General features: G+C 33.8%; 25 protein-coding genes and 5 tRNA genes. 13 read left to right on the plus strand and 17 right to left on the minus strand.

Features of this window, described 5'->3' with window-relative positions; genetic code table 11:
• Positions 1-249 precede the first annotated feature (249 nt).
• The gene (locus SHI72_RS16965; protein ID WP_323490768.1) at positions 250-2,190 is read left to right on the plus strand and encodes an oleate hydratase; all 1,941 of its coding nucleotides are present in this window, start codon (positions 250-252) and stop codon (positions 2,188-2,190) included.
• Positions 2,191-2,347: 157 nt separating this feature from the next.
• Here SHI72_RS16965 and SHI72_RS16970 read toward each other — a convergent pair whose 3' ends face one another.
• The 7 genes from SHI72_RS16970 to SHI72_RS17000 form a co-directional block, all read right to left on the minus strand.
• Complete coding sequence (locus tag SHI72_RS16970) at positions 2,348-3,625, minus strand: RidA family protein (RefSeq protein WP_086896131.1); 1,278 nt, start codon at positions 3,623-3,625, stop codon at positions 2,348-2,350.
• Positions 3,626-3,842: 217 nt separating this feature from the next.
• Positions 3,843-4,127 carry a GIY-YIG nuclease family protein gene (locus SHI72_RS16975; RefSeq protein ID WP_086896139.1) on the minus strand — a complete coding sequence of 95 codons (285 nt, stop codon included), beginning with the start codon at positions 4,125-4,127 and terminating at the stop codon, positions 3,843-3,845.
• Positions 4,128-4,220: 93 nt separating this feature from the next.
• Positions 4,221-4,296: transfer RNA gene (locus tag SHI72_RS16980), tRNA-Gly, on the minus strand.
• A gap of 44 nt (positions 4,297-4,340) precedes the next feature.
• A tRNA-Arg gene (locus tag SHI72_RS16985) sits at positions 4,341-4,414 on the minus strand.
• Between the two features lie 76 nt (positions 4,415-4,490).
• Positions 4,491-4,564: transfer RNA gene (locus SHI72_RS16990), tRNA-Arg, on the minus strand.
• A 30-nt stretch (positions 4,565-4,594) separates the two neighbouring features.
• Positions 4,595-4,669 (minus strand) — tRNA-Pro (locus tag SHI72_RS16995).
• Between the two features lie 18 nt (positions 4,670-4,687).
• Positions 4,688-4,771, minus strand: a tRNA-Ser gene (locus SHI72_RS17000).
• 239 nt (positions 4,772-5,010) lie between these two features.
• On the opposite strand from SHI72_RS17000, the gene SHI72_RS17005 reads away from it, so the two are divergent.
• The 3 genes from SHI72_RS17005 to SHI72_RS17015 all read left to right on the plus strand — a co-directional run bounded on the left by SHI72_RS17005 (position 5,011) and on the right by SHI72_RS17015 (position 8,060).
• On the plus strand, positions 5,011-6,189 hold the full coding sequence (locus tag SHI72_RS17005) for an acetyl-CoA C-acyltransferase (protein WP_323490769.1): 1,179 nt from the start codon (positions 5,011-5,013) through the stop codon (positions 6,187-6,189).
• 66 nt (positions 6,190-6,255) lie between these two features.
• Positions 6,256-7,017, plus strand: a complete 762-nt coding sequence (locus SHI72_RS17010) for a C40 family peptidase (protein ID WP_323490770.1) — start codon at positions 6,256-6,258, stop codon at positions 7,015-7,017.
• 98 nt (positions 7,018-7,115) lie between these two features.
• Entirely contained in the window at positions 7,116-8,060 is a 945-nt protein-coding gene (locus tag SHI72_RS17015) for a DUF6985 domain-containing protein (RefSeq protein ID WP_323490771.1), read from the plus strand.
• Between the two features lie 204 nt (positions 8,061-8,264).
• Here the strand turns inward: SHI72_RS17015 and SHI72_RS17020 are convergent, their stop codons facing one another.
• Positions 8,265-9,107 (minus strand): AraC family transcriptional regulator, encoded by an 843-nt coding sequence (locus SHI72_RS17020; RefSeq protein WP_039112821.1) that lies wholly within the window; start codon positions 9,105-9,107, stop codon positions 8,265-8,267.
• A gap of 120 nt (positions 9,108-9,227) precedes the next feature.
• Here SHI72_RS17020 and SHI72_RS17025 point away from each other — a divergent pair, with 120 nt between their 5' ends.
• From SHI72_RS17025 to SHI72_RS17040, 4 genes are all read left to right on the plus strand, one after another.
• Entirely contained in the window at positions 9,228-10,214 is a 987-nt protein-coding gene (locus SHI72_RS17025) for an aldo/keto reductase (protein WP_323490772.1), read from the plus strand.
• 150 nt (positions 10,215-10,364) lie between these two features.
• Entirely contained in the window at positions 10,365-10,967 is a 603-nt protein-coding gene (locus tag SHI72_RS17030) for an NAD(P)H-dependent oxidoreductase (RefSeq protein WP_323490773.1), read from the plus strand.
• A gap of 2 nt (positions 10,968-10,969) precedes the next feature.
• On the plus strand, positions 10,970-11,248 hold the full coding sequence (locus tag SHI72_RS17035; protein WP_323490774.1) for a putative quinol monooxygenase: 279 nt from the start codon (positions 10,970-10,972) through the stop codon (positions 11,246-11,248).
• Positions 11,245-12,237: a zinc-dependent alcohol dehydrogenase family protein gene (locus SHI72_RS17040; protein ID WP_416348481.1), complete on the plus strand. Its 993-nt coding sequence runs from the start codon at positions 11,245-11,247 to the stop codon at positions 12,235-12,237. The genes SHI72_RS17035 and SHI72_RS17040 overlap by 4 nt, the downstream gene beginning before the upstream one ends.
• Before the next feature lie 115 nt (positions 12,238-12,352).
• Here the strand turns inward: SHI72_RS17040 and SHI72_RS17045 are convergent, their stop codons facing one another.
• Positions 12,353-13,060, minus strand: a complete 708-nt coding sequence (locus SHI72_RS17045; RefSeq protein WP_323490776.1) for a class I SAM-dependent methyltransferase — start codon at positions 13,058-13,060, stop codon at positions 12,353-12,355.
• 430 nt (positions 13,061-13,490) lie between these two features.
• Here SHI72_RS17045 and SHI72_RS17050 point away from each other — a divergent pair, with 430 nt between their 5' ends.
• Positions 13,491-14,759: a DUF2130 domain-containing protein gene (locus SHI72_RS17050; protein WP_039112828.1), complete on the plus strand. Its 1,269-nt coding sequence runs from the start codon at positions 13,491-13,493 to the stop codon at positions 14,757-14,759.
• Between the two features lie 639 nt (positions 14,760-15,398).
• On the opposite strand, the gene SHI72_RS17055 is transcribed toward SHI72_RS17050, so the two are convergent.
• Positions 15,399-16,199, minus strand: a complete 801-nt coding sequence (locus SHI72_RS17055) for an META domain-containing protein (RefSeq protein ID WP_323490777.1) — start codon at positions 16,197-16,199, stop codon at positions 15,399-15,401.
• Positions 16,200-16,417: 218 nt separating this feature from the next.
• Between SHI72_RS17055 and SHI72_RS17060 the strand changes: the two genes are divergently transcribed.
• From SHI72_RS17060 to SHI72_RS17075, 4 genes are all read left to right on the plus strand, one after another.
• Positions 16,418-17,002 (plus strand): DUF4202 domain-containing protein, encoded by a 585-nt coding sequence (locus tag SHI72_RS17060; protein WP_323490778.1) that lies wholly within the window; start codon positions 16,418-16,420, stop codon positions 17,000-17,002.
• Positions 17,003-17,128: 126 nt separating this feature from the next.
• On the plus strand, positions 17,129-17,788 hold the full coding sequence (locus SHI72_RS17065; protein ID WP_086895084.1) for a response regulator: 660 nt from the start codon (positions 17,129-17,131) through the stop codon (positions 17,786-17,788).
• A gap of 449 nt (positions 17,789-18,237) precedes the next feature.
• Positions 18,238-19,506: an alginate export family protein gene (locus tag SHI72_RS17070; RefSeq protein ID WP_323490779.1), complete on the plus strand. Its 1,269-nt coding sequence runs from the start codon at positions 18,238-18,240 to the stop codon at positions 19,504-19,506.
• Positions 19,507-19,753: 247 nt separating this feature from the next.
• Complete coding sequence (locus tag SHI72_RS17075; RefSeq protein ID WP_323490780.1) at positions 19,754-20,455, plus strand: hypothetical protein; 702 nt, start codon at positions 19,754-19,756, stop codon at positions 20,453-20,455.
• A 672-nt stretch (positions 20,456-21,127) separates the two neighbouring features.
• Here the strand turns inward: SHI72_RS17075 and moaA are convergent.
• From moaA to SHI72_RS17110, 7 genes are all read right to left on the minus strand, one after another.
• The gene (moaA, locus tag SHI72_RS17080; protein WP_323490781.1) at positions 21,128-22,135 is read right to left on the minus strand and encodes a GTP 3',8-cyclase MoaA; all 1,008 of its coding nucleotides are present in this window, start codon (positions 22,133-22,135) and stop codon (positions 21,128-21,130) included.
• The gene (moaCB, locus tag SHI72_RS17085; protein WP_323490782.1) at positions 22,122-23,036 is read right to left on the minus strand and encodes a bifunctional molybdenum cofactor biosynthesis protein MoaC/MoaB; all 915 of its coding nucleotides are present in this window, start codon (positions 23,034-23,036) and stop codon (positions 22,122-22,124) included. The genes moaA and moaCB overlap by 14 nt, the downstream gene beginning before the upstream one ends.
• Positions 23,037-23,039: 3 nt before the next feature.
• Positions 23,040-23,471, minus strand: coding sequence for a molybdenum cofactor biosynthesis protein MoaE (locus tag SHI72_RS17090; RefSeq protein ID WP_086895088.1), 432 nt, complete (start codon positions 23,469-23,471; stop codon positions 23,040-23,042).
• Positions 23,472-23,617: 146 nt separating this feature from the next.
• Positions 23,618-24,721 (minus strand): HesA/MoeB/ThiF family protein, encoded by a 1,104-nt coding sequence (locus SHI72_RS17095; protein WP_323490783.1) that lies wholly within the window; start codon positions 24,719-24,721, stop codon positions 23,618-23,620.
• 11 nt (positions 24,722-24,732) lie between these two features.
• Complete coding sequence (locus SHI72_RS17100; protein WP_039120564.1) at positions 24,733-24,969, minus strand: MoaD/ThiS family protein; 237 nt, start codon at positions 24,967-24,969, stop codon at positions 24,733-24,735.
• Positions 24,966-25,760, minus strand: a complete 795-nt coding sequence (gene cobA, locus SHI72_RS17105; protein ID WP_323490784.1) for a uroporphyrinogen-III C-methyltransferase — start codon at positions 25,758-25,760, stop codon at positions 24,966-24,968. The genes SHI72_RS17100 and cobA overlap by 4 nt, the downstream gene beginning before the upstream one ends.
• Entirely contained in the window at positions 25,757-26,338 is a 582-nt protein-coding gene (locus SHI72_RS17110; protein ID WP_323490785.1) for a molybdenum cofactor guanylyltransferase, read from the minus strand. Before SHI72_RS17110 ends, cobA begins: the two co-directional genes overlap by 4 nt.
• Between the last annotated feature and the right edge of the window lie 54 nt (positions 26,339-26,392).

The raw sequence follows: 26,392 nt of genomic DNA on the forward strand, positions 1-26,392 counted from the left end.
AAGAAATGTTTAAAGTTATCGTCGATAGATGGATAAAATAAAAGACGACTATCCAAAATAGGTAGATATGCCACTAATCCTTTCTACATCAATCAGATTAATCAAATCCTTAGCTGACTTTGTAAAATGCCCGATTATGTTCTGTTCGAAAAGAAGAGAAGCTTAAATTTAACGAAAGAGAAACCTTATTTCACATTGTCTTTTAGGAGAAAATACTTAACTTTATTTGATTCTTAAAATAACAATCAAATGAAAGGAATCACATCTAAATTCGATAAAGTTTTGAATGCCTCTACAGAAAAAGGGAAAGTAAATCATGAACCCGATTCTAGCAAAGAGCAGCAACGTAATACTCCAGAAAAGTCCATGCCGTTTTCAGATCAAATTGGAAACTATCAACGCAACATAGGAATACCTACAAAATCCTATAAAGACAGTAAAGTCTACATTATAGGTAGCGGAATAGCTGGTATGGCAACTGCCTATTACTTTATTCGTGACGGACAAGTTCCTGCCAAAAACATCATATTTTTAGAGCAATTACCTATTGATGGAGGCTCACTAGATGGTGCCGGAAATCCTAAAGATGGTTACATCATTAGAGGTGGTCGGGAAATGGATATGACTTATGAAAACCTTTGGGATATACTCCAAGACATTCCTGCTCTAGAAATGCCTGCTCCATATACTGTTCTGGATGAATACCGTTTAATAAACGACAATGACTCTAATTATTCCAAAGCTAGACTTATACATAACAAAGGAGAAATAAAAGATTTTAGCAAATTCGGTCTAAACAAAAAAGACCAGTTAGCCATTATCAAACTTTTGCTAAAGAAAAAAGAAGAACTAGACGATATAACCATTGAAGGCTACTTTAGTGAATCTTTCTTAAGTAGTAACTTCTGGACATTCTGGCGTACCATGTTTGCCTTTGAGAACTGGCACAGCTTACTTGAATTGAAACTTTATATGCATCGTTTCCTCCATGCTATTGATGGACTGAATGACTTATCATCTTTAGTATTTCCAAAATACAATCAATACGACACCTTTGTAACACCTTTGCGCAAGTTTCTACAAGAAAAAGGAGTTAGTATTCAATTTAATACTCTCATAAACGACCTCGATATTCATATCAATACCGATGGAAAAGTAGTAAAAGGAATTATCACAGAAAAAGACGATAAAGAAGTGATTATCCCAGTTGAGAAAGATGATTATGTAATTGTAACTACAGGATCTATGACAGAAGACACCTTTTATGGTGATAACAAAAAAGCTCCTATCATAACTATAGACAACAATACTAGTGGAAAAAGTGGAGGATGGAAACTATGGAAGAATCTTGCTGCAAAATCTAACGTTTTTGGTAATCCGGAAAAATTCTGCAGTAATATCGAAAAATCATCTTGGGAATCAGTTACTTTAACTTGTAAGCCTTCTGCATTAGTAGAAAAACTAAAAGAGTATTCTGTAAATGATCCATATTCAGGAAAAACAGTTACCGGAGGAATTATTACTATTACAGATTCTAATTGGTTAATGAGTTTTACATGTAACAGACAACCTCATTTCCCTGAGCAACCAGATGATATTTTAGTACTTTGGGTTTATGCATTGTTTATGGACAAGGAAGGAAACTACATTAAAAAGAAAATGCCACAATGTACAGGAGATGAAATTCTTGCCGAATTATGTTACCATACAGGTATTATCGATGAGTTAGATAATGTTATTAAAAACACCATCGTACGTACAGCTTTTATGCCCTATATTACTTCGATGTTTATGCCTAGAGCCAAAGGTGACCGTCCAAGAGTGGTACCTGAAGGATGCAAAAACCTGGGATTAATTGGACAGTTTGTAGAAACCAACAATGATGTAGTCTTCACAATGGAAAGTTCTGTAAGAACAGCAAGGATAGCCGTTTACGAATTATTGAATTTAAACAAACAAGTACCCGATATCAATCCTTTACAATACGATATTCGTCATTTGCTAAAAGCGACAAAAACACTAAATGACAATAAACCATTTTTAGGAGAAAGCATATTGCGTAAAGTACTAAAAGGAACTTATTTTGAACACATCTTACCTGTTACTGAAGAAGAAGAGGAAGAACATGAGTCTTTTATAACAGAACAAGTAAGCAAATTCAAAGATTGGTTAAAAGGCATAAAAGGCTAATAGTCATTTAAAATTCATATAAAAACAGAAATCCTCAAAATCAAAAATTTTGAGGATTTTTTTGTGCCCACGGTAGGATTCGAACCTTAAACCCACCCAATTTAAATCAAGAAGGTCTTTTCGGGTTAACTACGCGTTTTTATAAAACAAATCTCTGTTATGCTTTTGGAGGAGTTCCTTCTGCATTTGCTACAACTACATCAATTTGGACTAACGCATCTTTAAGCAAAGCTGATACACCAACAGTTCTTCGTGCAGGAATACCTTTTGGGAAGAAAGTTGCATAAACTTCATCTACAGCTTCAATGTCTTCAATGTTTTTAAGGAAGAGATTTACTTTAACCACATCGTCCATAACATGGACTATGCTTTCTAGAATTGCCTTAATATTTTTTAAGCACTGTCCCGCTTGCTCTTTTACACCGCCAGCTACCAATTTACCCGATTTTGGATCCAAAGGTAATTGAGCTGAAATATGATTGTAATGAGAAAACGCTACCGTTTGCGTAGACAAAGGACTCTTTGGTGCATTTTCGGTATTGTTTGCCTTAATGACAATTCCATGTCTATCTTCAATAGCTTGTGGAGGTGTACCATCACCGTGTGACACTACTGCTTCAATTTGTACCAAAGCATCCATAGGTAAAGCTGAAACTGCGACTATTGTACGTGCAGGAACATAAGCTACAGCTCTGGCAATAGCAGAATCCGGGAAAAATGTTGTGTAAACTTCATTTACAGCTTCAATATCCGAAAGGTTTTTAAGGAAGATATTAATTTTGACAATATCATCAAAAGGAACATCGATACTTTCTAAAATTGATTTAATATTTTTTAAACATTGTCCCGCTTGCTCTTTTACACCGCCTACTACCACTCTACCCGTTTTTGGATCAATCGGTAATTGAGCCGAAAGATTGTTGTAATGAGAAAATGACACCGTTTGTGTAGATAAAGTACATATTGGTGCATTTGCAGTGTTATTTGCAAGCTTAATAAGATTGCCTGCTTGTGGCGCATTTGGAATTGTCCCCTCACCGTTTGAAACAAGTGCTTCTATTTGTACCAATGCATCCATGGGCAAAGCTGCAACTGCAACCATCGTACGCGTAGGAACATAAATTGGGAAGAATGTTTTATAAACTTCATCTACAACAGCAATGTCTTTAATATTGGTAACAAATACAGAGATTCTAACCACATCACTCATAACATGGTGGATGCTCTCTAGAATTACCTTGATATTTTTAAAACACTGTTCCGCTTGTTCTTTTACACCACCAGCTACCAATTTGCCCGATTTTGGATCAATTGGTAATTGAGCCGAAAGATTATTGTAATGAGAAAAAGCTACAGTTTGTGAATATGAACCAATACTTTTTGGAGCATTTTCAGTATTCCTTGCTAGCAATGAATTTACTTTATTTGAAATCATTTTGTCTATATGTTTATCTAATTAATAATTTAGCTTTAAAATTTTAGCTAAATCAAAATTATTCTGATTCCAATTTAAAATCATTCACGGCAAGACATAAAAATATAACCATAGGACTTTCTTGCAAACACAGAATTCTGAGGCTTTCAATAATGGATAAATATCTATAGCTTCTTTTTTTTTAGAAAATAGAAAAAGTGAATCAATGAAAAACTAATTAATCGGGATTGGAAATCGGAATGTTTTTTCTAGCTAAGCTACTTTTTATAAGTTTTTCAACTCTTAATCTACTTTTCCATTTTTTTACTTCTAATTCTCTCTTATAAGCGATTGATTTAGTTTCAAATTCTTCAAAATAAACTACAATCCAATCTTTTGCCTTTCCAGTAAATCCAGAATGATTTGATAAATGTTTACGTAAGCGTTCTTCCAAACCTTCAGAAGTGTGACCGATATAATATTGATTTAATGCTTTTGAATATAAAATATAGAAATAGTTCATAACAATATTCATTTTTGAATTAAAGCAAGATAAGCTTTAAAGTTTCGAACTACAAATCATAAATAAAAGTCCATTCGTCAAGTAGTTTTGGTACGAAGACAGAAGGATTCGAACCTTCGAACGTTCCGATTGGAAATCGGGATGCTCTATCCAACTGAGCTATACACTCATTTATTTCAAACAAAAAACCCGCTAAATTAGCGGGTTTTAGTGTGAAGGCAGAAGGATTCGAACCTTCGACCGCCTGCTTAGAAGGCAGGTGCTCTATCCAGCTGAGCTATGCCTCCATTTATTTTATGCTCTATCGTCGAGCTACGTCCTTGTATTTTAACAGAAAACCCGCTAATTTAGCGGGTTTTAGTGTGAAGGCAGAAGGATTCGAACCTTCGACCGCCTGCTTAGAAGGCAGGTGCTCTATCCAGCTGAGCTATGCCTCCATTTATTTTAAAACTAATGGAAAGTTTTAGTCGGGGTGGCAGGATTCGAACCTGCGGCCTCCTGCTCCCAAAGCAGGCGCGATAACCGAGCTACGCTACACCCCGAAGGCAAAATTTTAATCGCGGAGAGACAGGGACTCGAACCCTGGCACCGATCACTCGATGACAGTTTAGCAAACTGCTCCATTACCACTCTGGCACCTCTCCAACGCTCAAGAAACGTGTTCTGTTTTGCGGTTGCAAATCTAAGACATCATTCCGTATCTCACAAGTATTTCGGAGACTTTTTTTAATATTTTTTCATCTTTTTTCAAAAGCACTTCACTATCAAACAAATAGAATTATATAAATTTTACTAATAATTTAAAAACACAATCAAAACACTCAAAATTTGAATTTGTTTAAATAAACATTAAATTTGCTTCATTAACTAAATCACACAGAAAATGAACAAAAGAGTTGTTATTGTTTCTGCCGTTAGAACCCCTATCGGAAGTTTCATGGGAGGATTATCTACAGTCTCAGCCCCAAAATTAGGTGCTGTCGCTATTAAAGGAGCTTTAGAGAGAATACAATTAGACCCAAATTTAGTTGATGAAGTATTCATGGGTAACGTAGTACAGGCAGGAGTTGGTCAGGCTCCAGCACGTCAGGCAGCTATATTTGCTGGATTATCTAATGAAGTAGCTTGTACAACTGTAAACAAAGTTTGCGCATCAGGAATGAAAGCAGTAATGTTAGGTGCTCAGGCAATTGCTTGTGGCGATGCCGAAATCGTAGTTGCTGGTGGAATGGAAAACATGAGTTTGATTCCACATTATGTACAAATGCGTAACGGAACTAAGTTTGGTCCAACTACAATGGTTGACGGAATGCAAAAAGATGGTTTGACAGATGCTTACGATAACAACGCAATGGGAGTTTGCGCTGATTTATGTGCGTCTGAATATAACATCAGCCGTGAGGAACAAGATAATTTTGCCATTCAATCATACGAAAGAAGCGCAAAAGCTTGGGACGCAGGAAAATTTGATTCAGAAATTGTTCCAGTTGCCGTACCACAACGAAAAGGAGATCCGATAATCGTATCAAAAGACGAAGAATACACTAATGTTAAGTTAGACAAAATCCCTTCATTAAATGCTGTTTTTACCAAAGACGGAACTGTAACTGCTGCAAACGCTTCAACAATAAATGATGGTGCAGCTGCTGTAGTATTAATGTCAGAAGAAAAAGCAATTGCATTAGGTTTAAAACCGCTTGCTTACATAAAAGGCTATGCCGATGCTGCACAAGAACCAAAATGGTTTACAACAAGTCCGGCAAAAGCATTACCAAAAGCATTAGATAAAGCTGGGATTTCAATAAGCGATGTAGATTATTTCGAATTCAACGAAGCCTTTGCAGTTGTTGGATTAGCAAATTCAAAAATATTAGATCTAAATAACGATAAAATAAACGTAAATGGTGGTGCCGTTTCATTAGGACATCCACTAGGTTGTTCAGGAGTTAGAATTATCGTAACTTTAATCAATGTTTTAGAACAAAACAATGCCAAAATTGGTGCTGCAGCTATTTGTAATGGTGGTGGTGGAGCTTCGGCAATTGTTATCGAAAGAGCATAAATAAATATCAATCAGGAGTTATTACATAATAATAACTCCTGATTCTTAACTCATAAAACACCTTAAATGTTCGGAATTTGTAATCTAGCCATAGTGCCTGTTCGATTTGAACCAAGTGATAGAAGCGAAATCGTTACCCAAGTTTTATTTGGAGAACACTTTGAGATTCTGGAACAGCAAAATCAATGGTCTAAAATTAAAATCCAATTCGACGATTACGAAGGTTGGGTCGATTCCAAACAATACCAAATAATATCCGAGGCAAACTATAACTTACTATCTTCGGATGTACAAATACTAAATGCCGATTTAATCGACTATATCACATCACCAAATAATTTATTATTACCAATTCCACTTGGTGCATCACTAACCTTTCTGAATAATAGCGAGATAAACACTTCAAATTTTGAATTTGAAGGCACAAAAACCAGCGGTATAAAACCTAAGAAAAGTTTAATAAACACCGCTTTTATGTACCAGAATGCACCATATCTTTGGGGAGGAAAAACTCCTTTTGGGATAGATTGCTCTGGTTTTACACAAATGGTTTACAAGTTAAACGGATATAAAATTAAACGCGATGCATCGCAACAAGCTTTAGAAGGAGCTCCTTTAAGTTTTATTGAAGAAAGCGAAGCAGGTGATTTAGCCTTTTTTGACAATGAAGAAGGAAACATCACGCACGTAGGTATAATCATGGACAACAACTACATCATTCACGCCAGTGGAAAAGTACGAATTGACCGTTTAGACCATTTAGGAATTTACAATCCCGAAACAAACAGACACACTCATAAACTGCGTGTTATCAAAAAGATTATCTAATATTTCTTCCTTTACAAATTACAGAAACTTTATAGCTAGTTTATACATAGCCTAAGTAACTTACGTACAAAAATCAGACTAAACTTAAAACAATTAGAATGTCAAACGCATCCCAAATAATTGCAGAAATTGATAATTTTTTAGATAAGTATTCACTGAAGAAAAACACATTAACATCTCAGGATTTAATTAATTATATCGAAGAGAAATGGCATCAGGCTGACGATGAAAAATACAACATCCATCAGGGAAGTATTTTTATTGGCAGGATGATTAATGAATATATAAAACTACAAGACTACAACAATATGCAAAGGTGGCTGGATATGATGAATCTTCATTCCCTATCTCAAAAACATCCAGATTATATAAACAATTATTACAGTGGCGAATGTTGTTTAGAATGCGGAAACGAAGAAAAAGCATTAGAATACCTTCATTTATCCTATAAAGAAAACCCAGAATATCTATTTACCAGAGCGCCATTTTGTTTTGAGTTTTTCAATAAACATCTTGAAAACCCAAAAGAACTTCCAGAAAAAGAACAAGATGATGAAATCTATTACAACACAATCAACCTAAAAGATTGGCAGTTATTTTTTAGTGAAAACGAAGAAACACTAGATTACGTTATATTAGACGAGGATTCAGATGAAATTGAAGAACATTCTACAGAGCACAATAACGGAATAGAATATTTACAAAACAATCAGACTAGAATTCTAGAAAGCATCCTTTCTGAGCTTTTAAATAAATACCCCGAATTACAAGAAATCTATGATTATCCTGAGGATGAAAAACAAGATTTCATGCCAGATATATCTCAAATAAAAGATTTCGCAGATTTATTATCCCCATCTACTTTTTATATAACATCCGTATTTAAAGATGATATTCCATACATTGGTTATATGTTTTCTTGCTCTTGGGATCAGGAACACGGATTGGGCGTAATGACACATAAAGACAAAATAATAGAAATAGGCGGTGCTGACACAGCATTCTCAACTTGGTCAGCAGAAGAAGATTTAAAGAAAAACTAAGAAATCTTTTTTAATCCTTATAATTCTATCTACCTCTTTGCGAAAGGGACGCAGATTAAACAGATTCGCTAAGGCGAAAACACGGATTAAAACGGATTTTCACCCATCCGAAACTTCAGAATTATCATTGTTTTAAAAAATCCGTTTTAATCAGCGTCTTTACTTTTTGTAAATCCGTATCATCTGCGTTCCTTTATAGACAATTTAATTAAGACGTATCACTTTTCTAAATTCCGAAGGACTATTCCCTCTTTGTTTTTTAAAGAATTTATTAAAGTGGCTTTCATCCGTAAAACCAAATTCATACGCAATTTCGTTAATGCGTTTATCACTAAACTGCAAGCGATGCTCTATGAGTTTCGTTTTATAATTACTAATATATTGCTGCATGGTTTCATTAGCGTGTTTCTTAAAATAACGCCCTAAATAGGTATTCGAAATCCCAAAATATTCACTTAGCGATTCTGCTTTTATTCTTTCAGGATAGTAAATATTATTCTGAATATATTGTAAAATATCCATTGCTTTAGCCTCACACCCAATATTTACCTGCTCCGGCAAATACTTCGCAATATTTCTGGCAACAATAATAATTAAAGTGTTCACCAATTGCTGAATCAACTCCTTGTTATAAACATCTTTATCCTGATGTTCACGACAAATAGCTTCAATCATCACCTTTACCAAACATTTATCGGCATCATTTTTCAAAATACAACCAGGCTGATGATTGGCATTTTGTAAAATATATTCCAAACGCTGAATATTCTCATTCTGCAAACTAGAATTTTTCAAATAAATATCATTGAATCTCAAAAAGAAAAACTTTGTTTTAGTCTCAATCGTAAAATTATGACAATCCTCAGGAGTTAGTAAAAACATATGTCCAGCATCGTATTCAAAAATATTTTTGTTGATACATTGTGAACCCGTTCCTTCTAAAATATAAACCAATTCAAAGAAATTATGACGGTCTCCAACATCAGGATATTCATCCAGAGTTTCAAAAGAAACCGTAAAAGGTTCATATAAATTTTCTTTCTTCATAATACCGCTTAATTAATTGAGTTTGCAAATATACCTAAAAAACACAAATATATACAAGTTAACAGTCTTAAAAACAGTATAATTTTGTCAAACAAATTTTAAGCATCAAAATACAACATCATGGAATATAGAAAATTAGGCAATACAGAACTCGAATTATCAGCAATTACATACGGCGCATTTGCCATTGGCGGTACAATGTGGGGCGGAAACGAAAAGAAAGATTCAAAAGCATCAATACATGCCTCAATCGATAATGGAGTAACAACATTAGACACCGCTCCATTCTACGGATTTGGATTAAGCGAAGAAATGATTGGCGAAGCCCTAAAAACACAAGACAGAACCAAAGTACAACTACTAACTAAATTTGGACTAGTTTGGGACGGAAGCAACAACGGAAAAGGAGAATTCTTTTTTGATGCTGAAGACAACGGAAAACAAATTCCCGTATATAAATACGCTTCCAAAAATAACATTATAAAAGAAGTCGAAGAAAGCTTAAAACGCCTTCAGACCGATTATATCGATTTATTACAAATACACTGGCCAGACACAACAACACCCATTAGCGAAACCATGGAAGCCATGGAACTATTAATCCAACAAGGAAAAATAAGAGCTACCGGAGTTAGTAATTATAGTACAGCTCAAATTAAAGAAGCACAGAAAACAATACAATTAGCATCAAATCAAGTATCATACAGCATGCTTAATCGCAGTATCGAAACCGATTTAATTCCGCTTACAGTTGCTGAAAACATTGGTATTATTGCTTACAGCCCAATGGAAAGAGGATTACTTACTGGAAAATATTTTACCGATAGTAAACTAAAAGACAACGACCATCGTAATGGATATTTTAACCAATTCGACCTCGTAAAAGTAAAAACACTAGTCGAAGAACTAAGCTCATTAGCCAATGCAAAAAATACAACATTAGCACAATTAGTTTTACGTTGGACAACATTACAAAAAGGAATTACAATAGTTTTAGCAGGCGCGCGAAATGCCGAACAAGCAATTTCTAACGCAAAAGCAATGGATTTCGATTTATCAGCATCAGAACTTGATTTTATTAATCAGGCAATTTCAAAAACAAAATAAAAAAAAATTGGGTGTGACCCCGCACTCTCGAAACCTCGAAAGCGGGGTCGGGTCATCCGCTAAATCTTTTATTTTTTTAAAGGAAAAAAATAAAAGGATACCGCTGCTCCCCCTCACACAAAACCAATAATGCAATTAGAAGATTAAAAGATGAAAAAAATATTTATTATTAACGGCGGACAAAATTTTGCTCATTCAGGAGGAAGATTTAATCAAACCGTTACCGATTGGACAATCGAATACCTAAAAAGTAAAAACTACGAAGTAAAAACAACCGATATAAAACAAGAATTCGATCTGGATCAAGAAGTTGAAAAATTTGTTTGGGCAGATGTCGTAATTTATCACACACCCGTTTGGTGGTTTCAGGTACCAAATGGTTTCAAAAAATACATCGACGATGTATTTACAGCAGGACACAATAAAGGAATTTACAAAAGTGACGGTAGAACCAGAACAAATCCAGACATTAATTACGGAACTGGCGGACTTTTGCATGGGCGTAAATATATGCTAACTACAAGCTGGAATGCTCCAGCAACAGCTTTTACACTTCCCGGAGAATTCTTCGAACAAACATCTGTAGATGATGGAGTAATGTTCGGTTTTCATAAAATGAATAAATTTGTAGGAATGGAAAAATTAGACGGATTCCATTTTCATGATGTCGAAAAAGGCGCTACTGCAGAAAATATTGGTATCTTTAAGCAGGAATATACTACACATTTAGAACAACTTTTTAAAACTATATAAATATGATTTCAATTACAGCCATTATTAAAAGTAAAAAAGAAAGTATAGAACAAGTAAAAACCTTGGTTGAAAATCTGGTAAATCAAACCCGAAAAGAAGACGCTTGTATACGTTACGATTTACACAACGCCGAAAATGTTTTTATCATTTGGGAAGAATGGAAAGACCAATCAGATCTTGACATACACGACAATCAACCTTTCTTACAAGAATTCATTACAAAAAGCGAAAATTTACTTTCAGCACCAATTCAAGTTTACAAAACTGTGCAAATACTATAATCAAGAAGATGAGAGCACTTTTTATAAATACTTACGAATCTGAATTTGTAAGTACAGATATTAAAAAACCAACTCCTAAAAAAGGAGAAGTATTGGTTAAAATACACGCAAGCGGCGTAAACCCAATCGATAACAAAATCAGAATCGGAGTTTCTCCTTATGCTTCACCAGTATTACCAGCTATTTTAGGTACAGACCTTGCTGGAGTAATCGAAGCAATTGGTGAAGATGTAACCCAGTTCAAAATTGGCGATGAAGTTTACGGACTAGCAGGAGGTGTTTTAGGACTTCAAGGAACTCTAGCAGAATACACCGCTGTCGATGCAGATTTATTAGCCATAAAACCAAAAAACCTAACCATGAAAGAAGCTGCCGGAATTCCGCTAGTGGTACTTACAGCTTGGGAAGGTTTAATCGACAGAGCAAAAGTAAAAAAAGGAGACAAAGTCCTTGTACATGCAGGAGCTGGCGGAGTTGGACACATTGTGGTACAACTTGCAAAAACTCTAGGTGCAGAAGTTTATGCAACCGTTTCTAAACAAAAAGAAGATATTGTAAAATCATACGGAGCAACTCCTATTGATTACAAAACCACTCAAGTCGAAGATTATGTAAACCAATACACAGACGGAAAAGGTTTTGATATTATATATGATACCGTTGGAGGTCAATCTCTTGATGATTCATTTAAAGCCATTCGTCATTATGGTCAAATTAGCAGCTGTTACGCTTTCGGAACACATAGCCTTGCAACAAGTTCGCTACGTTCAGCAAGTCTTCATGGTGTTTTTGTACTGCATCCAGCAATCAGTGGCGAAGGACGAAAACATCATAGTGATATCCTGACACAAGCTGCAAAATTATTCGAAGAAGGAAAATTAAAACCTCTTATCGATCCTCGAAAATTCACTTTAGACAATGCCATCGAAGCACATAAAGCTATGAGCGATGGTTCTTCTACTGGACGAATTGTTGTAGATATCGTTTAAATTTATAGGTCTTCAATTTCCATGACTTATCGTTGGTTTTAACCAACTGTTTAATAACAATAATAAAAAAGGCTTTAGCCGAATCTATAGTGATTCTGCTAAAGCCTTTTTTAGATTATTTAATCCCGCCAAAAGCACCAAAACACATATTCTTGTGTAAGATTTCGACACTCCTAAAACCTACCTTTTTCATTAAATCCAACTGATAATTCATCGATCTGGGAGAATCTTCTTTGGCAACATAATCTAATACATTTTTACGATATTCCTTTCCGCCTAAACCTTCTAGGTAATCACCATATCTTTCCCAAGTATATTCATTAAGTAACTCTGTATCCTGAGTAATTAAATCCGAAATCATAAAACATCCACCAGGTTTTAATAGTTTAAATATCTTAGTAAATGTAGTTTCCCAATCCTGATCATCACGTAAATGATGCAAAACCGCACCAGCCAAAATAATATCATAATGATTCTCCTGTAATTCGACTTCGCGAATATCACCTTGCTTCACCTCTACCCTTCCGTCAGTTTCATCAGACACTCTTTCATAAGCTTTATCCAACATCGGTTTACTCAAATCAACCAAAGTGCAATTTAAATCCGGAACTTTTGAAAGCATCATCAACGTATAATTTCCTGCACCACAACCAATATCCAAGATATTTTTTGCGTTAGGAACAATTCTCTTAGAAGCTTCTGTTATAAGTTCCAACGAAATTTTAGCATCAATTGTAGATAATTGACCCGTATCTAAATTTGAAAATCGCTCGACATCATTATCAAAACGTTCCCTAATTTCTGTAGTAGTTGATTTTTCCATAGTTTTTGTTTCAGGTTTTCACGCAGATTAAGCAGATAATCGTAGATATTAAAATCTTTTTAACCTGGAGTGGCTAAAAAAATAATCCGCTCAATCTGCCAAATCTGCGTGAAACATTTTTTTTCAAAAGTCTTCTTTTGATATATACTTCAAAAATACTTATTTCATAATTCATCAATGCACACCAAATTTATAAAACTACGTCATCTAAAATATTTTTTGGCTCAAGCCAAAGAAATAAATCCTATTACAATTACCCAGAACATCACTTTATTTGGCATAAAAATCAAGAAATTATAAAGTCAAAATACGAAACACAAGCAAGATTATTTACCCAAATAAAATTACTGAAGCTATAAAACATTATGCATATCGCTAACTTTTAAATACCTTAGCAGAAAATAATATTACCCCATAAAAAATAAACAAAATGGCTGAGCAATCTTCAATTCAGTGTCCAAATTGCGGAACAACAATCGATGTAAATGATATCCTAAAACATCAATTAGAAGATAGCATCCGTAAAGAATTTCAGCAAAAAGCTACAGCACAGTCAAAAGAACTGGAGCTTAAAAACGAGCAATTCGAAAAAGCTAAAGCAGAATTTGAAGCCAAGAAAAAGCAAGAAAACGAACTTTTTACAGAACGCTTAGACCGAGAAAAAAAGATAGCTGAAAAAGAAATCACCGAAAAACTAAAAACAAAGCTAAACGAAGAAAACAAAGACCGTTTGCTTTCGATGGAAAAAGAACTTTCGGAAAAATCAGAAAAATTACGCGAACTAAATAAAATGGAAGGCGAGATTGCCAAACTTCAGCGTGAAAAACTGGAAATAAAAGAAGCAATCGAAGCTGAATCTCAAAAACAACTCAACGCAACTTTAGTGCTGGAACGCGATAAAATTCGTAAACAAGAAGAAGAAAAAAACGAGTTAAAAATAAAAGAATACCAAAAACAATCCGACGACCAAAAAAAGCTTATCGAAGAAATGAAACGCAAGCAAGAACAAGGTTCTATGCAATTGCAAGGCGAAGTAATGGAATTAGCAATTGAAGAATGGCTAGCTTCTAATTTTCCTTTAGACAGTATCGACGAAGTTAAAAAAGGAGCCAATGGAGCCGATTGTTTGCAAATAGTAAATACACGCGAATTACAAAATTGTGGTTCTATATATTATGAAAGTAAGCGTACAAAAGCCTTTCAACCCGCTTGGATTGAAAAATTCAAGAATGATATTCGAGATAAAAAAGCCAATATTGGAGTTCTTGTTACCGAAGTAATGCCAACCGGAATGGACCGAATGGGAATGCGCGACGGAATCTGGATTTGTACTTATGATGAATTTAAAGGATTAAGCGCTGTTTTGCGTCAATCCCTAATACAAGTGAGTCAAGCAGTACAAGCACAGGAAAACAAAGGCGATAAAATGGCGATGTTATACGATTTCTTAACCAGCAACGAATTCCGTTTACAAATAGAAGGTATTGTAGAAGGATTTACACAAATGCAAAGCGATTTAGATTCAGAAAAAAGAGCCATGCAACGTATCTGGAAACAACGTGAGAAACAAATAGAAAAAGTAGTCAATAATACCCTAGGAATGTACGGTTCTATACGTGGTATCGCCGGAAACGCAGTCCAAACCGTAAGAGCATTAGAATTGGACTTTGTAGATGATCAAACGGAAGAATTGGAATAGTTTTGAGGTTCAAAGATTCAGAGCTGCAAAGGTTCTAAGGTACTAAGGTTCTAAGAAATTGAGACAAAAGAGTTTCAGAGTTCTAAAAAACAAAGGCTCTGGGGAATTACTTCAAGTCGACCTGACGTAGAAAGGACCGCACTAGTAACTCAATATCTTTTGGTTAACTGTTTGCAAAACTCTTTATTCACGTGACAAGACTATGAAAAATCCCATTGAGTATTTACTCTATTTTATATATAAATGAATTCATAACGACAAGGCTGTCCGAAAAGTAATTTTCAGACAGCCTCTTTGTTTATTGAAATGATGTCTATTTTTAAAATTTATTGATAAAGAAAGTCCCAGCGGGACGTTATATTTATAGCAATTTTAATTGTAATCAAAAGAAACCCCATTGGGGTGACATATATAGCAATCTAAATAAAAATATCGCTACGCTGTAGCTTGTACCCAACCTATTTAAATTTGCTATAAATATGATGCTCCGCTGGAGCAATTATCTATCATGTCTTCTAAAAATTTCAAAAAAATTACAAAAAGGCTGTCTGAAAATTACTTTTCGGACAGCCTCGTCTTTTTTAATCTCAGTACCTTAGTGCCTCAGAACCTTTGCAACTTTGAAGCTCTGAACCTTCCTTAGTCAATTTTTCTGAAAACCAAAAGTAAACCAGATGGGTTTGACAATGATAATCTATTATTGGCTACAGTATAAGTTGTAGTACTTTGAAGCGCTTGCAAAAACTCATCTTCTTTATTATTACCACTACATGCCATTAGCGTTGAAGCTACATTTGTAAAACGTAATAGATCTTTCTCATAAAAGATACTTCCGTTAACCTGATTACATCCTGCAAAGCCTAAAAATCTATTCTCAGCACTATAAATTTCAATTCTAGGTAGTTCTCTTTGAAAATCAGCTACAGCAACTTTTTTTCCATTTAATTGCTCCAAAACCCAGATATCATGTAAGCGATAATCAGTAATATATCTTCCACAACCTTCGATATTTTTTACGCTACCATCGCTATTATTTGTGATTTCGATTTTAACATTATAAGGCGATTTATCTCCCGACATTGTATCAGTACAATCCATTTGCTGAATCGTAATACTCATACTACCTGTTTTAGTATTAAAACGATACAACTTAACATTTGCATCCATCGCTCTAATAGGCTCTATATAAGGAGAACTAACTTCCTCTAATCCTTCAATCAACGAGGTAAACGCAATTTTTTCTTTACCTATTTTTAAGCCCCAAAAAGGTTCGTTTCCAGTAGCCTTAAAAAACGTAGAACCATCATATTCGTCTGCATTATTTGTATTCATAGATGCGGGGTTTTCTTCCTTTGGTTGTGTTAAAGGTTTTGGCTTTACTGTCGTTTTACAACTGAATGACAAAATTGCGACCGAGACTAATAGTAAAAGTTTTTTCATGTGTGTAATTTTAAATTAACATCCTAAATTTAAAGATGTTAACTTCTTTAATAAATAAAATAGATTTTTAGCTAATTTACAATAAAAAAATAAGTGCAACAATCAGCTGTGATAAAGCGCTAACTCATTTGTACTACCGCTAGTACGATTCCTATTGACTTTTAGATTATTTATATATCTTAAATTATGTATCTTTGGTTGTATATATCTCCTTATAAATGACAACACCTTTTCAGAAAGCAAGCGAATGGATTGATGCCGAAAATGCTCAGGATCCAAATCATGAAACCGATAATAACACGACATATCCTAAAGAGTTACTTTACTCTAACAGGATGTATGCAAAATTGATGGAGTTTCATCCAGAAGCTTCAGAAGAGGTACAAATTGCTTCTAAAGCGCAACATATTTGCAGATGGAAAGTTGCCCGCGAATCTTACCCAATGGATCGTGTAGGATATTTAAAATGGAGAGAAGATTTAAAAAAGTTTCACGCCAAAACAACTGCTGTAATTTTAGAAAAAGCAGGTTATAATTCAGAATTTATAGCTCGTGTTTCTTTTTTAATCGAAAAAAAATTACTTAAAAAAGATGCTGAAACCCAATTGTTAGAAGATGTAATTTGTCTCGTATTTTTAGAATATTATCTTGATCCGTTTGTGCATAAACACGATGAAGAAAAGCTAAAAAACATCATAAAAAAAACTTGGGATAAAATGTCTGATAAAGGACATCAGGAAGCCTTAAAAATAAACTACAGCAAAGAAAATCTTGAATTAATTAAAGCTTCTTTAGGCTTATAATTTATCATTTTCCTACCGTACAATTTTACTTTTAAATTAATATCATCTCAAAAAATTAAGAATTACGTATATTAGCATAATAATCTAGCAGAATATACGTAAATCCTAATTTGTAAATTAAGTAAAATGGCAGATATCATTCGCGTTGTTCTGGCAGATGACCATGTATTTGTAAGGGATGGCATTAAATCATTATTAAAAAACGAATCTAATATTGAGGTTGTTGGGGAAGCAGCAGATGGCTTAGAAGCCCTGGAAATTGTTATAGACAAACAACCCGATTTACTTATAGTAGATATTAGAATGCCACACTTAAATGGCATCGAAGTAGTAGAAAAACTTAGAGATCAGAATCAATCTGTTAAAATAATCATATTAACAATGCATGAATCTGAAGAATATGTTTTAAAATCTATTAAGGCAGGTGCAGATGGTTATTTATTAAAAGGCTCCAGTAAAGAAGAATTTTTAAAAGCGTTACATACTGTCGCTATGGGCGGTAAATACTTTAGCGGTGATGTATCGGCAATATTAATCAAACAGTTACTTGATAACAATTTCAATGTTGATTTAAGACAATCTTCGGGTGAAGAAACAATGATTACCAGAAGAGAGAGAGAAATTCTTAAACTATTATTAACTGGAAAAGGAAACAAAGAAATTGCAGAAACGCTGAATATTAGTAAAAGAACTGCTGAAGTTCATCGGTTTAATTTAATGAAAAAACTCAAAGTAAAAAACCTAATGGAGCTATCTAATAAGGCTTCAGAATATTCTTTGATCTAGATTAAAACATCTCAATTCCTACAACTTCAGGAAACAAGTATTTATACTTACTATTAAAATGCATTAATTGCTTTTTATCTAAATACGGTATAAGTATCTATCAAGATTAAATTCCTTTATTACATCATAATTATTGTTTTTTCTACAATAATTAACTTCGCTCCTATTATATCCTACCCTACTTAAAACAAATACAACTGTTTAAAAATCTTACAGTTACAAATAAATATTATATCTTTATTAATAACTTTTGCCCTAGTTCTTCGATTTATTGTTTTCGCAACCTACTTAATAAAAATGCATCTAACTATAATAAAATACTAAGTTAAGAAGCATCTTGCAAAATAATAAATAACAATAATTTACCATAAATTTAGATTGTATGACTTTTATCACATAAAAAGACCTTTTTGTCCTTTAATTTTACACTGTATATAAATAACTTAGTTATGAAGAAATTTAAAATTATCGCTTTATTAATATTAGGAAGCATAAGCGTTGATATGCAAGCACAGGAGTTTGACGCAAATTTACAGCTTAGACCTCGCTATGAGTATAGAAACGGATATAAAACTCTTATCCCATATGGTCAGGAAGCAACATCTTTTGTTTCTCAACGTACAAGATTAAATTTAAACTTTGCGCAAGACCAGCTAAAAGTTAAATTAACACTACAGAATGTTAGAACATGGGGAGATGTGGGAACAACTACAACGAAAGATGTAAATGGTGTAGCCCTTTTTGAAGCATGGGCACAATATGATATAAGTGAAAAATGGAGCGCAAGAGCGGGACGTCAAGTACTTTCATACGATAACCAACGTATTATGGGAGAAATCGACTGGTTACAACAAGGACAAAGTCACGATGCCTTAATGGTTTCGTTTCATCCTAAAAACCATCAGCTCGATATGGGATTAGCCTATAACTCTGACGCCGAAAACAACTTTCAAACTCCATACACAGTAGGTAACTATAAAACAATGCAATATGCATGGTATCATACTAATGTAGACAAATTAGGAATTAGTCTATTAGTTTTGAATACTGGTTATGAGTATATGAATAATGATGTCGACAAAAAACTACTAATTGATTACAAACAAACTTTTGGAACTTATCTGACTTACAAAACAAAAAAAATTGATGGTAATTTAAGTCTCTACGGTCAAACCGGAAAAAGTGCAGACAAACAAGTAAGCGCCTGGGATGGAGCTGTAAACTTTGCATACAGTATAACAGATTCATTTAAAGCTGGTATTGGTTACGAATATCTATCAGGAAAAGATACAAATGACGGAAGTACAGTTATCAAATCATTCAATCCTATTTTTGGTACGAATCATGCTTTCAACGGGTATATGGATTATTTTTATGTTGGAGGAGGTCATCAAAACAGCGTTGGTTTGCAAGATGCTTCTTTAAAATTCAATTACAATGTAAAAAAATGGCAATTTGCATTAATGCCACACGTATTCATATCTGCTGCTGATGTAGTTGTGGATAACAAAAAAATGGACTCCTACTTAGGAACTGAGGTCGACTTTACAGCTGGATTCAATTTCAAAAAAGATATCACACTTACAGGAGGTTATTCTCAGATGTTTGGTACTAAAACTTTAGAAGTTTTAAAAGCTCCTGGATATGCAGGACATACCAATAACTGGGCTTGGTTAATGATCTCCGTAAATCCAAGGATTTTTACTTATAAAAAATAGAATCTTTTTGTAAAGTACTCCTCTTTAAACTCAATTTTATAACTTCCCTTTTGCCTCAAAGCAAAGGGGATTTTTTTTGCAGATAATGTGCAAAATAATCCAAAAGCGTATGATTGAGGAAAAACTTAACATTGCCGTACATTTATATTGATTATATTTACTTAACTGAAAGTTAACAATTTAGACACATTCTTAACCTTTCATCATTACTAACTTCAAAAGTTTTCAATTATAAAGCCAATATCATATGGAAAAAAAAGCGACAGAAGGTATTACTCAAAATACTGATTTACCCAAAACAGATGACGTTCAACCAATTGTAGAAGACAAAAAACCAGTAGCAACACCAGTAGCAAAAACACCAGCCAGAAAAGCTCCTGTTAGAAAAACAACCACAGCTAAACCTGTTGTTAAAACACAAACTAATGCAACTACAACACCAGTAAAAGTTGCACCAAAACCACCTGTAAAAAAAGCAACACCAGCAAAACCTGTTGTTAAAGCACAAACTACAGATACAACTCCTGCACCAGTAAAAACATCTCAAACTATTCCCGCTAAAAAAGTAGCAACTCCAGTTGCAAAAACTGTAGAAAAAACAATAGTAGAGAAACCTGTTGTAGCACCAAAAGAGAAAAAAGGCACAGCACCTAGTACAGGTAATTTAGTTGATGCAATAGGAGAAATCATTAAAGAAAAATCAAAAGATAAAAAGAAGAAAAAGATGAAAGACAAGGATAAGGACAAAGAGAAAGAAAAAAAGAAATTAGCTAAGAAAAAAGAAAAAGCTAAGAAGGATAAAAAGAAAGAAAAAGCTAAAAAAGCAAAACTTAAAGCAAAAGCCAAAAAGAAAGAAAAAACTAAGAAAGCTAAAGAAAAAGCTAAGGCGAAAAAAATAGCTAAAAAGAAGGCAAAAAAATCGAAATCGAAATCGAAAAAGAAGAAATAATTAAAATAGGGTTTGACTTTAAAAAGTTGAACCCTATTTTTGTTTGGAGATGCTAAGACTTTGCTTATTCTGTATGTAGATCAATCTGTTAACCTTCTAACCTTTGTCAAAGTTTTGAACTTTGACAAAGGTGTTTTGCGTAAATTAGTCTAATCACTTTGTAAAAATTCCAAGCACAAATAACATATTATAAACATTGCCAACGGTTTCAACCGTTGGAGCATAATGCATTATCACAATCCGTATCACACGGTTGAAACCGTGAGCTATGACAATATGATAGAATTTAAAAAATGAAAGGAATTATAACCCTGACTTAAACTCAAAACCTTAGTAACTCAGAACCTTTGTCCTTTTGAGCCTCAAAAACCTCTGAACCTCTGCTCCTTTTTCTCTCCAATCTTGTTACCCTGAGGAACGAAAGGTCTCCACAAGAAACTAACACAAACTTATCCTAAATTGTCGAGCCACTCGCGGAGATTCTTCCTACGTCAGAAAGACAAATTTGGGCTTGCATTATAAATAAACCAATATTGCGTAGACGCACTGCGGTGCGTCTCTACAAAAAACCTTTGCATCTTTGAACCTCTGAACCTTTGTCCCTCAAAAACCTTTGTCCCTCAAAAACCTTTGAACCTCTGAGCCTCAAAACCTCTGAACCTCAAAAAAAAACTACCCCCCAATAGCAATCATACTACGATTGTCCTGGTTTAAACTTGGGTTGTTCAATTCCTTTATTGTAGTCATTCCTGCTCTTACTTTTTTCTTACTATCAATGGCCGCAGAAATCAAATCGGTAATCGTTTCTCCATTCCTAAAAGGAGTTAATAAATCCGTTTCGGCATTAGAGAACAAACAGTTTTTTATTTTACCATTTGCCGTAAGGCGGATTCTATTACAACTATCACAAAACGGATTTGTAACCGAACTGATAATTCCGAAACTTCCTTGATAATCTTTTATTTTAAAAGTTCTGGCTGTGAAGTTTTTTTCATCCTCTAACTTTTCAATTTCAGATGGATTATAATGATTGGAAAGAGTTTCCAAAATTTGTTTTTGAGAAACCATTTTGCTTTTATCCCATGCATTTCCTGCAAAAGGCATAAACTCAATGAACCGAATTGATAAAGGTAAAAACTTCGTTAATTTGATAAAATCGATAACCTCATCATCATTAAATCCTTTTATCAGAACGACATTTACTTTTACATTAAAATCATTGTTTAAAAGTAAATGTAAGTTGTCAATTACTTTCTCAAACTGATTACGAAGCGTTATAGAATTAAATTTTGAAGCAATTAAAGTATCCAGACTCAAATTAATGTCCCGAACATTAAATTGCTTTAAAACGTCTAAATGTCTATCTATCAAAATACCGTTGGTAGTAAGAGACAGTTTAATATTAAAAGTGGCTAATTTTGAAATAATTTCAGGAAAATCCTTTCTTAAAAGTGGCTCCCCTCCTGTTAATCGGATTTTGTCAACACCGTTTTGTACAAAAGTTTGAGCAATTGCAAATACCTCATCGGCAGTCATTAACTCATTTTTTGGAGTTAATGTAATTCCGTCAGCAGGCATGCAATAGGTACAACGCAAATTGCATTTCTCTATGAGAGAGATACGTAAATAGTTGTGCTTACGCCCAAAATCATCGGTTAAAACTGTGTTATTTGGCATCATGATTATTGCCTTTTAAAATATGAAATACATGTAAAACATGCGGAAAAATAGCGTCCATAGATTCTCTGGCTCCATTAGTTGATCCTGGCAAAGCCAAAACCAAAGTCTTCCCTAAAGTTCCTGCGACTGTGCGTGATAACATGGCATACGGCATACGTTGTTGCCCATAGTTACGAACTGCTTCTTCAATACCCGGAATACGACTTTCTAATAAAGGCGCTAGTGCTTCGGGAGTTACATCTCGTGGTGATAAACCTGTTCCTCCTGTAAAAATCACTAACTGATTCTCTTTTGCGTAAGCTTTAGTTCGTTCCTGAATAATATCTACTTCATCAGGAATAATCTCGTAATGCGCTGTTTCTACGCCATAAGATTCTAGTTTTTCGACAATGATTTTACCTGAACGGTCTTCTTTATCACCTACAAAAATAGAATCAGAACATACAAAAACTGCCGCTTTTATAGTTGCTGGAAAACGGTTCTTAAATGACGATTTTCCTCCTTCTTTATTAATTAATTTTATTGTCGAAATCTCAATCTCTTTATCAATCGGTTTAAGCATATCATACATTGTAAGCGCCACAATCGACGCTCCGTGCATTGCTTCGACCTCTACTCCAGTTTTGTAAACTGTTTTAACTTTAAATATAATTTCGATAGTTAAACCTTCAATTTTATAATCTACAGATGTAAATTCGATTGGAATAGGATGACAATCCGGAATGGATAAATGGGTGTTTTTTACAGCAAATAATCCTGCTGTTTTTGCCATTTCCATAACATTGCCTTTTGGTACTAAATTATTAACAACAGCATCTATAGTAGCTTGTTGACTCACTTTTACAATTGCTGTTGCTGTTGCTGAACGTAATGTATTTATTTTATGGGTAATATCAACCATTTTCTAGGTATTTTGCTTCCAGGTGAAAGTATCGTTTTCAAATAATTCTTTGCCAAAAATAGGCACATCGGTTTTTATCCAATTTACAATAGCTTCTGTAGCTTCATAAACTTGTTTGCGTCTTGTAGCCGAAACAAAAACAAATAAACAAATCTCACCTGCTTTTACTACACCCAAACTATGATAAATATGCATACATGTTAAATCATATTTGGCAAACGCTTTTTCTCTAATTGCATGCAAAGCTTCATTCGCCATATCTGTATAAGCCGAATAATCAATGGCGACTACAGTGTTCTCATGAATTACATCGGCACGAACCTGCCCTAAAAAAATATTATGCGCACCAATAGTATGTTTCGATTGATGTTTCGCAATAGATTCGGCGATAAACTCAGAAGAAATTGGTCCTTCTACAAATACATTTTTACTCATTATTTTTTATTTTTATTTACCACGAATTATTTTTTAAAAAACTTTTTACCACTGATTACACAGATTCTCACAGATTTTCTTTAATCCTTTTAATCTGTGACTAAGAAATTAACCGCAAAGTTCGCAAAGCTTAAAAACTTAGAATCTCAGATCCTTAGCACCTTAGAGCCTTTTTTTAAAACCTTTGAACCTTCTTTCAATAATTGATTCAGTGCCAAAGCTCCTCCGATTATACTTTTTACATTTTTGAACTGATTCTTACTAAGTAATTCAACTGCCATTTTACTTCTTATTCCTGATTGACAGAAAACATAAATAGTTTGATTTTTATTCAGTTTCTCCATTTCATCTTCTAAATTCAATAACGGAATCTGGACTCTATTTTTGAGATTAATTTCTGGAAGTTCTCCTAAATTTCTAACATCTAAAAAAAGTATCTCTTCAAAATCTATTTGATTCAAAACTGCTTCGACAGTAATTTCTTCTGCTTGATTTTTGATTACTTTATATTTTGCTTCAAAAGTAGATTTATCAATAACTAAGTTTTCCTTTTTTTCAAAGTCATACTTTTGCTGTTCATTATTCAATAAATTATAAACCAGTATTTTACCACTCAGCACCTCGCCTATTCCTAAAATCATTTTTATGACTTCATTTGCTTGTAACATTCCGATAATCCCTACCGAAATTCCAATTACTCCTGCATCATTACAATTTAAAGATTGACTATTTTCATCTGAATATAAACAACGATACGTAGGTCCGTTTTTATAATTAAAGACTGAAACTTGCCCTTCAAATCTATAAATAGAACCATAAACTAATGGTTTATTTACAACGCAACAGGCATCGTTTATAAGATATTTTGTTGATAGATTATCCGTAGCATCAACTATTATATCATAATGCTTAAATAAATCGAGTGCATTTTCTCCCGAAAGCCTTTCGGATATAGCGTTTATTTTAACTGTCGGATTTAATTCAGTCGTCATGCGTTTTGCCTCTAGCACTTTACTATTTCCAACTGCATCATTTTTATAAATAACCTGACGATGCAAATTACTCAACTCGATTACATCATCATCTACAATTCCTATTTCTCCAACTCCCGCAGCAGCCAAATAAGGCAATATAGCCGATGCTAAACCACCTGCACCAATTATCAATACTTTGGCTTTAAATAATTTTTGCTGACCAATTTCTCCCACTTCAGGAAGTATAATTTGTCGATTATAACGTGATGCTGACATATTAAATGTATTTATCCACCTGCAAAAGGTGGTAATAAAGCAATAATATCATTGCTTTTTAATTCATAAACAGTTGTTTTGGGAACTATCTTCTGATTGATTGCTATACTAAACGAGAGTGTATTTAACTGATATTTTTTATCTAAATCGTTTAATAATTGGTCCAATGACAAATTCCCCAAAGGAATTTTTTCTGTTGGGCAATTTGTTTTTTCTGCGACAGCACCAAAATATTTAACCTCTATCATGGCTTTAAATTTAAATTCTGATAAATAAACTCATCTTCAAAGTATTCTTCAAAGTAGGAGTTTAGTTCTAATATATTTCTTACTACTTCACCAATAACTATTATTGCTGGCGAAGTTATTTCTTTATCTTTAACCTGTTGAACAATTGTACTAATCGTTCCTGTTACTTTCTTTTGATTCTCTTTTGTTCCGTTTTGAATAACCGTAATAGGCAAATCATCCGTTCTGTTTTTTTGATATAAAGCAATTATTTCACCTAGCTTATGCATTCCCATAAGGATAACAACCGTTGCAGCCGATTGTGATGCTAAATTTATATCTTTTGATAATTTATGATCTGCAGTTGTTCCTGTAATAACCCAAAAACTTTCGGCTATTTCTCTTTGTGTCAAACTAATTCCGTTTGTAGCAGGAACTCCTAAAGCCGATGAAATTCCGGGAACAACAGCTGTTTCCAAATTAAACTTTTGAGCATATTCTATTTCTTCAATCCCACGCCCAAATACAAAAGAATCTCCTCCTTTTAACCGAACTACATGACCATAACGATTTGCCATCGATACAATTAATTCATTTATCTGATCCTGACTATACGCATGGCATCCCAAACGTTTCCCTACAAAAACAATTTCTGCATTTGTAGCATATTTTAATAATTCTTCGTTTACCAAAGCATCATACAAAACCACATCGGCATTTTGTAATGCTTTTATTGCTTTTATCGTAATTAACTCTACATCACCTGGCCCTGCTCCTACAACGGTTAACTTAGGTCTTAATGATATTTTCATAACATCGAGTTTAAATTGGCATTAAGATCATTTAATTCGTCTGGCGAATTTATATTCGTAAAATTAAGACTTTGACTTTCGTCGAAAGTTATAATTTGATGTGGCACTTTGGCTATCAGATTCATTAATTTTAAATCTCCTTGGGCAATTGCTTCTTTAATAATTGGAAGATTTTTTTTAGCATAAATCCCAATCAAAGGATGCATTCGGCTCTCTGATGATAAAACAGTAATCGCTGCTTCTTCATCATGTTTTTCGATTAACTCAGATAATAATTCGGTAGATATCAAAGGAATATCACAACTCAAAATCATGCTAAATTCACTTTCTGAATGATACAAAGCACTATAAATTCCTCCCAACGGACCTTTGTCAATTTCGATATCACTTATTTTATTATACTCCAAATAGTCATAATCATTTCCATTTGTAACCAAGTGTATGTTATTTGTAATAGGCACAATAGCCTGAATGATATGTTCTATAAAGGGTTTGCCTTTAAACAATACTAATCCTTTCTCAGATTGCATCCGGGAACTTTTTCCTCCACATAGAATAAAAACTGCCAGATCTTTCATATCACATCATATATAAATTAAATCTTTTTCTTTTTTAACACATAGAAACATAGA

Origin of the sequence: Flavobacterium sp. PL02 (genome assembly GCF_035013205.1) — a bacterium.
GTDB lineage: Bacteria > Bacteroidota > Bacteroidia > Flavobacteriales > Flavobacteriaceae > Flavobacterium.

Coding starts and splice junctions, on each gene's coding strand:
- SHI72_RS16970 (WP_086896131.1), bottom strand. CDS start 3,625: ATGATTTCAAATAAAGTAAATTCATTGCTAGCAAGGAATACTGAAAAT.
- SHI72_RS17005 (WP_323490769.1), top strand. CDS start 5,011: ATGAACAAAAGAGTTGTTATTGTTTCTGCCGTTAGAACCCCTATCGGA.
- moaCB (WP_323490782.1), bottom strand. CDS start 23,036: ATGGTTGATATTACCCATAAAATAAATACATTACGTTCAGCAACAGCA.
- SHI72_RS17060 (WP_323490778.1), top strand. CDS start 16,418: ATGACAACACCTTTTCAGAAAGCAAGCGAATGGATTGATGCCGAAAAT.
- SHI72_RS17095 (WP_323490783.1), bottom strand. CDS start 24,721: ATGTCAGCATCACGTTATAATCGACAAATTATACTTCCTGAAGTGGGA.
- SHI72_RS17100 (WP_039120564.1), bottom strand. CDS start 24,969: ATGATAGAGGTTAAATATTTTGGTGCTGTCGCAGAAAAAACAAATTGC.
- SHI72_RS17075 (WP_323490780.1), top strand. CDS start 19,754: ATGGAAAAAAAAGCGACAGAAGGTATTACTCAAAATACTGATTTACCC.
- cobA (WP_323490784.1), bottom strand. CDS start 25,760: ATGAAAATATCATTAAGACCTAAGTTAACCGTTGTAGGAGCAGGGCCA.
- SHI72_RS17065 (WP_086895084.1), top strand. CDS start 17,129: ATGGCAGATATCATTCGCGTTGTTCTGGCAGATGACCATGTATTTGTA.
- SHI72_RS16965 (WP_323490768.1), top strand. CDS start 250: ATGAAAGGAATCACATCTAAATTCGATAAAGTTTTGAATGCCTCTACA.
- SHI72_RS17070 (WP_323490779.1), top strand. CDS start 18,238: ATGAAGAAATTTAAAATTATCGCTTTATTAATATTAGGAAGCATAAGC.
- SHI72_RS17025 (WP_323490772.1), top strand. CDS start 9,228: ATGGAATATAGAAAATTAGGCAATACAGAACTCGAATTATCAGCAATT.
- SHI72_RS17045 (WP_323490776.1), bottom strand. CDS start 13,060: ATGGAAAAATCAACTACTACAGAAATTAGGGAACGTTTTGATAATGAT.
- SHI72_RS17035 (WP_323490774.1), top strand. CDS start 10,970: ATGATTTCAATTACAGCCATTATTAAAAGTAAAAAAGAAAGTATAGAA.
- SHI72_RS17110 (WP_323490785.1), bottom strand. CDS start 26,338: ATGAAAGATCTGGCAGTTTTTATTCTATGTGGAGGAAAAAGTTCCCGG.
- SHI72_RS17010 (WP_323490770.1), top strand. CDS start 6,256: ATGTTCGGAATTTGTAATCTAGCCATAGTGCCTGTTCGATTTGAACCA.
- SHI72_RS17090 (WP_086895088.1), bottom strand. CDS start 23,471: ATGAGTAAAAATGTATTTGTAGAAGGACCAATTTCTTCTGAGTTTATC.
- SHI72_RS17030 (WP_323490773.1), top strand. CDS start 10,365: ATGAAAAAAATATTTATTATTAACGGCGGACAAAATTTTGCTCATTCA.
- SHI72_RS17015 (WP_323490771.1), top strand. CDS start 7,116: ATGTCAAACGCATCCCAAATAATTGCAGAAATTGATAATTTTTTAGAT.
- moaA (WP_323490781.1), bottom strand. CDS start 22,135: ATGATGCCAAATAACACAGTTTTAACCGATGATTTTGGGCGTAAGCAC.
- SHI72_RS16975 (WP_086896139.1), bottom strand. CDS start 4,127: ATGAACTATTTCTATATTTTATATTCAAAAGCATTAAATCAATATTAT.
- SHI72_RS17055 (WP_323490777.1), bottom strand. CDS start 16,199: ATGAAAAAACTTTTACTATTAGTCTCGGTCGCAATTTTGTCATTCAGT.
- SHI72_RS17020 (WP_039112821.1), bottom strand. CDS start 9,107: ATGAAGAAAGAAAATTTATATGAACCTTTTACGGTTTCTTTTGAAACT.
- SHI72_RS17050 (WP_039112828.1), top strand. CDS start 13,491: ATGGCTGAGCAATCTTCAATTCAGTGTCCAAATTGCGGAACAACAATC.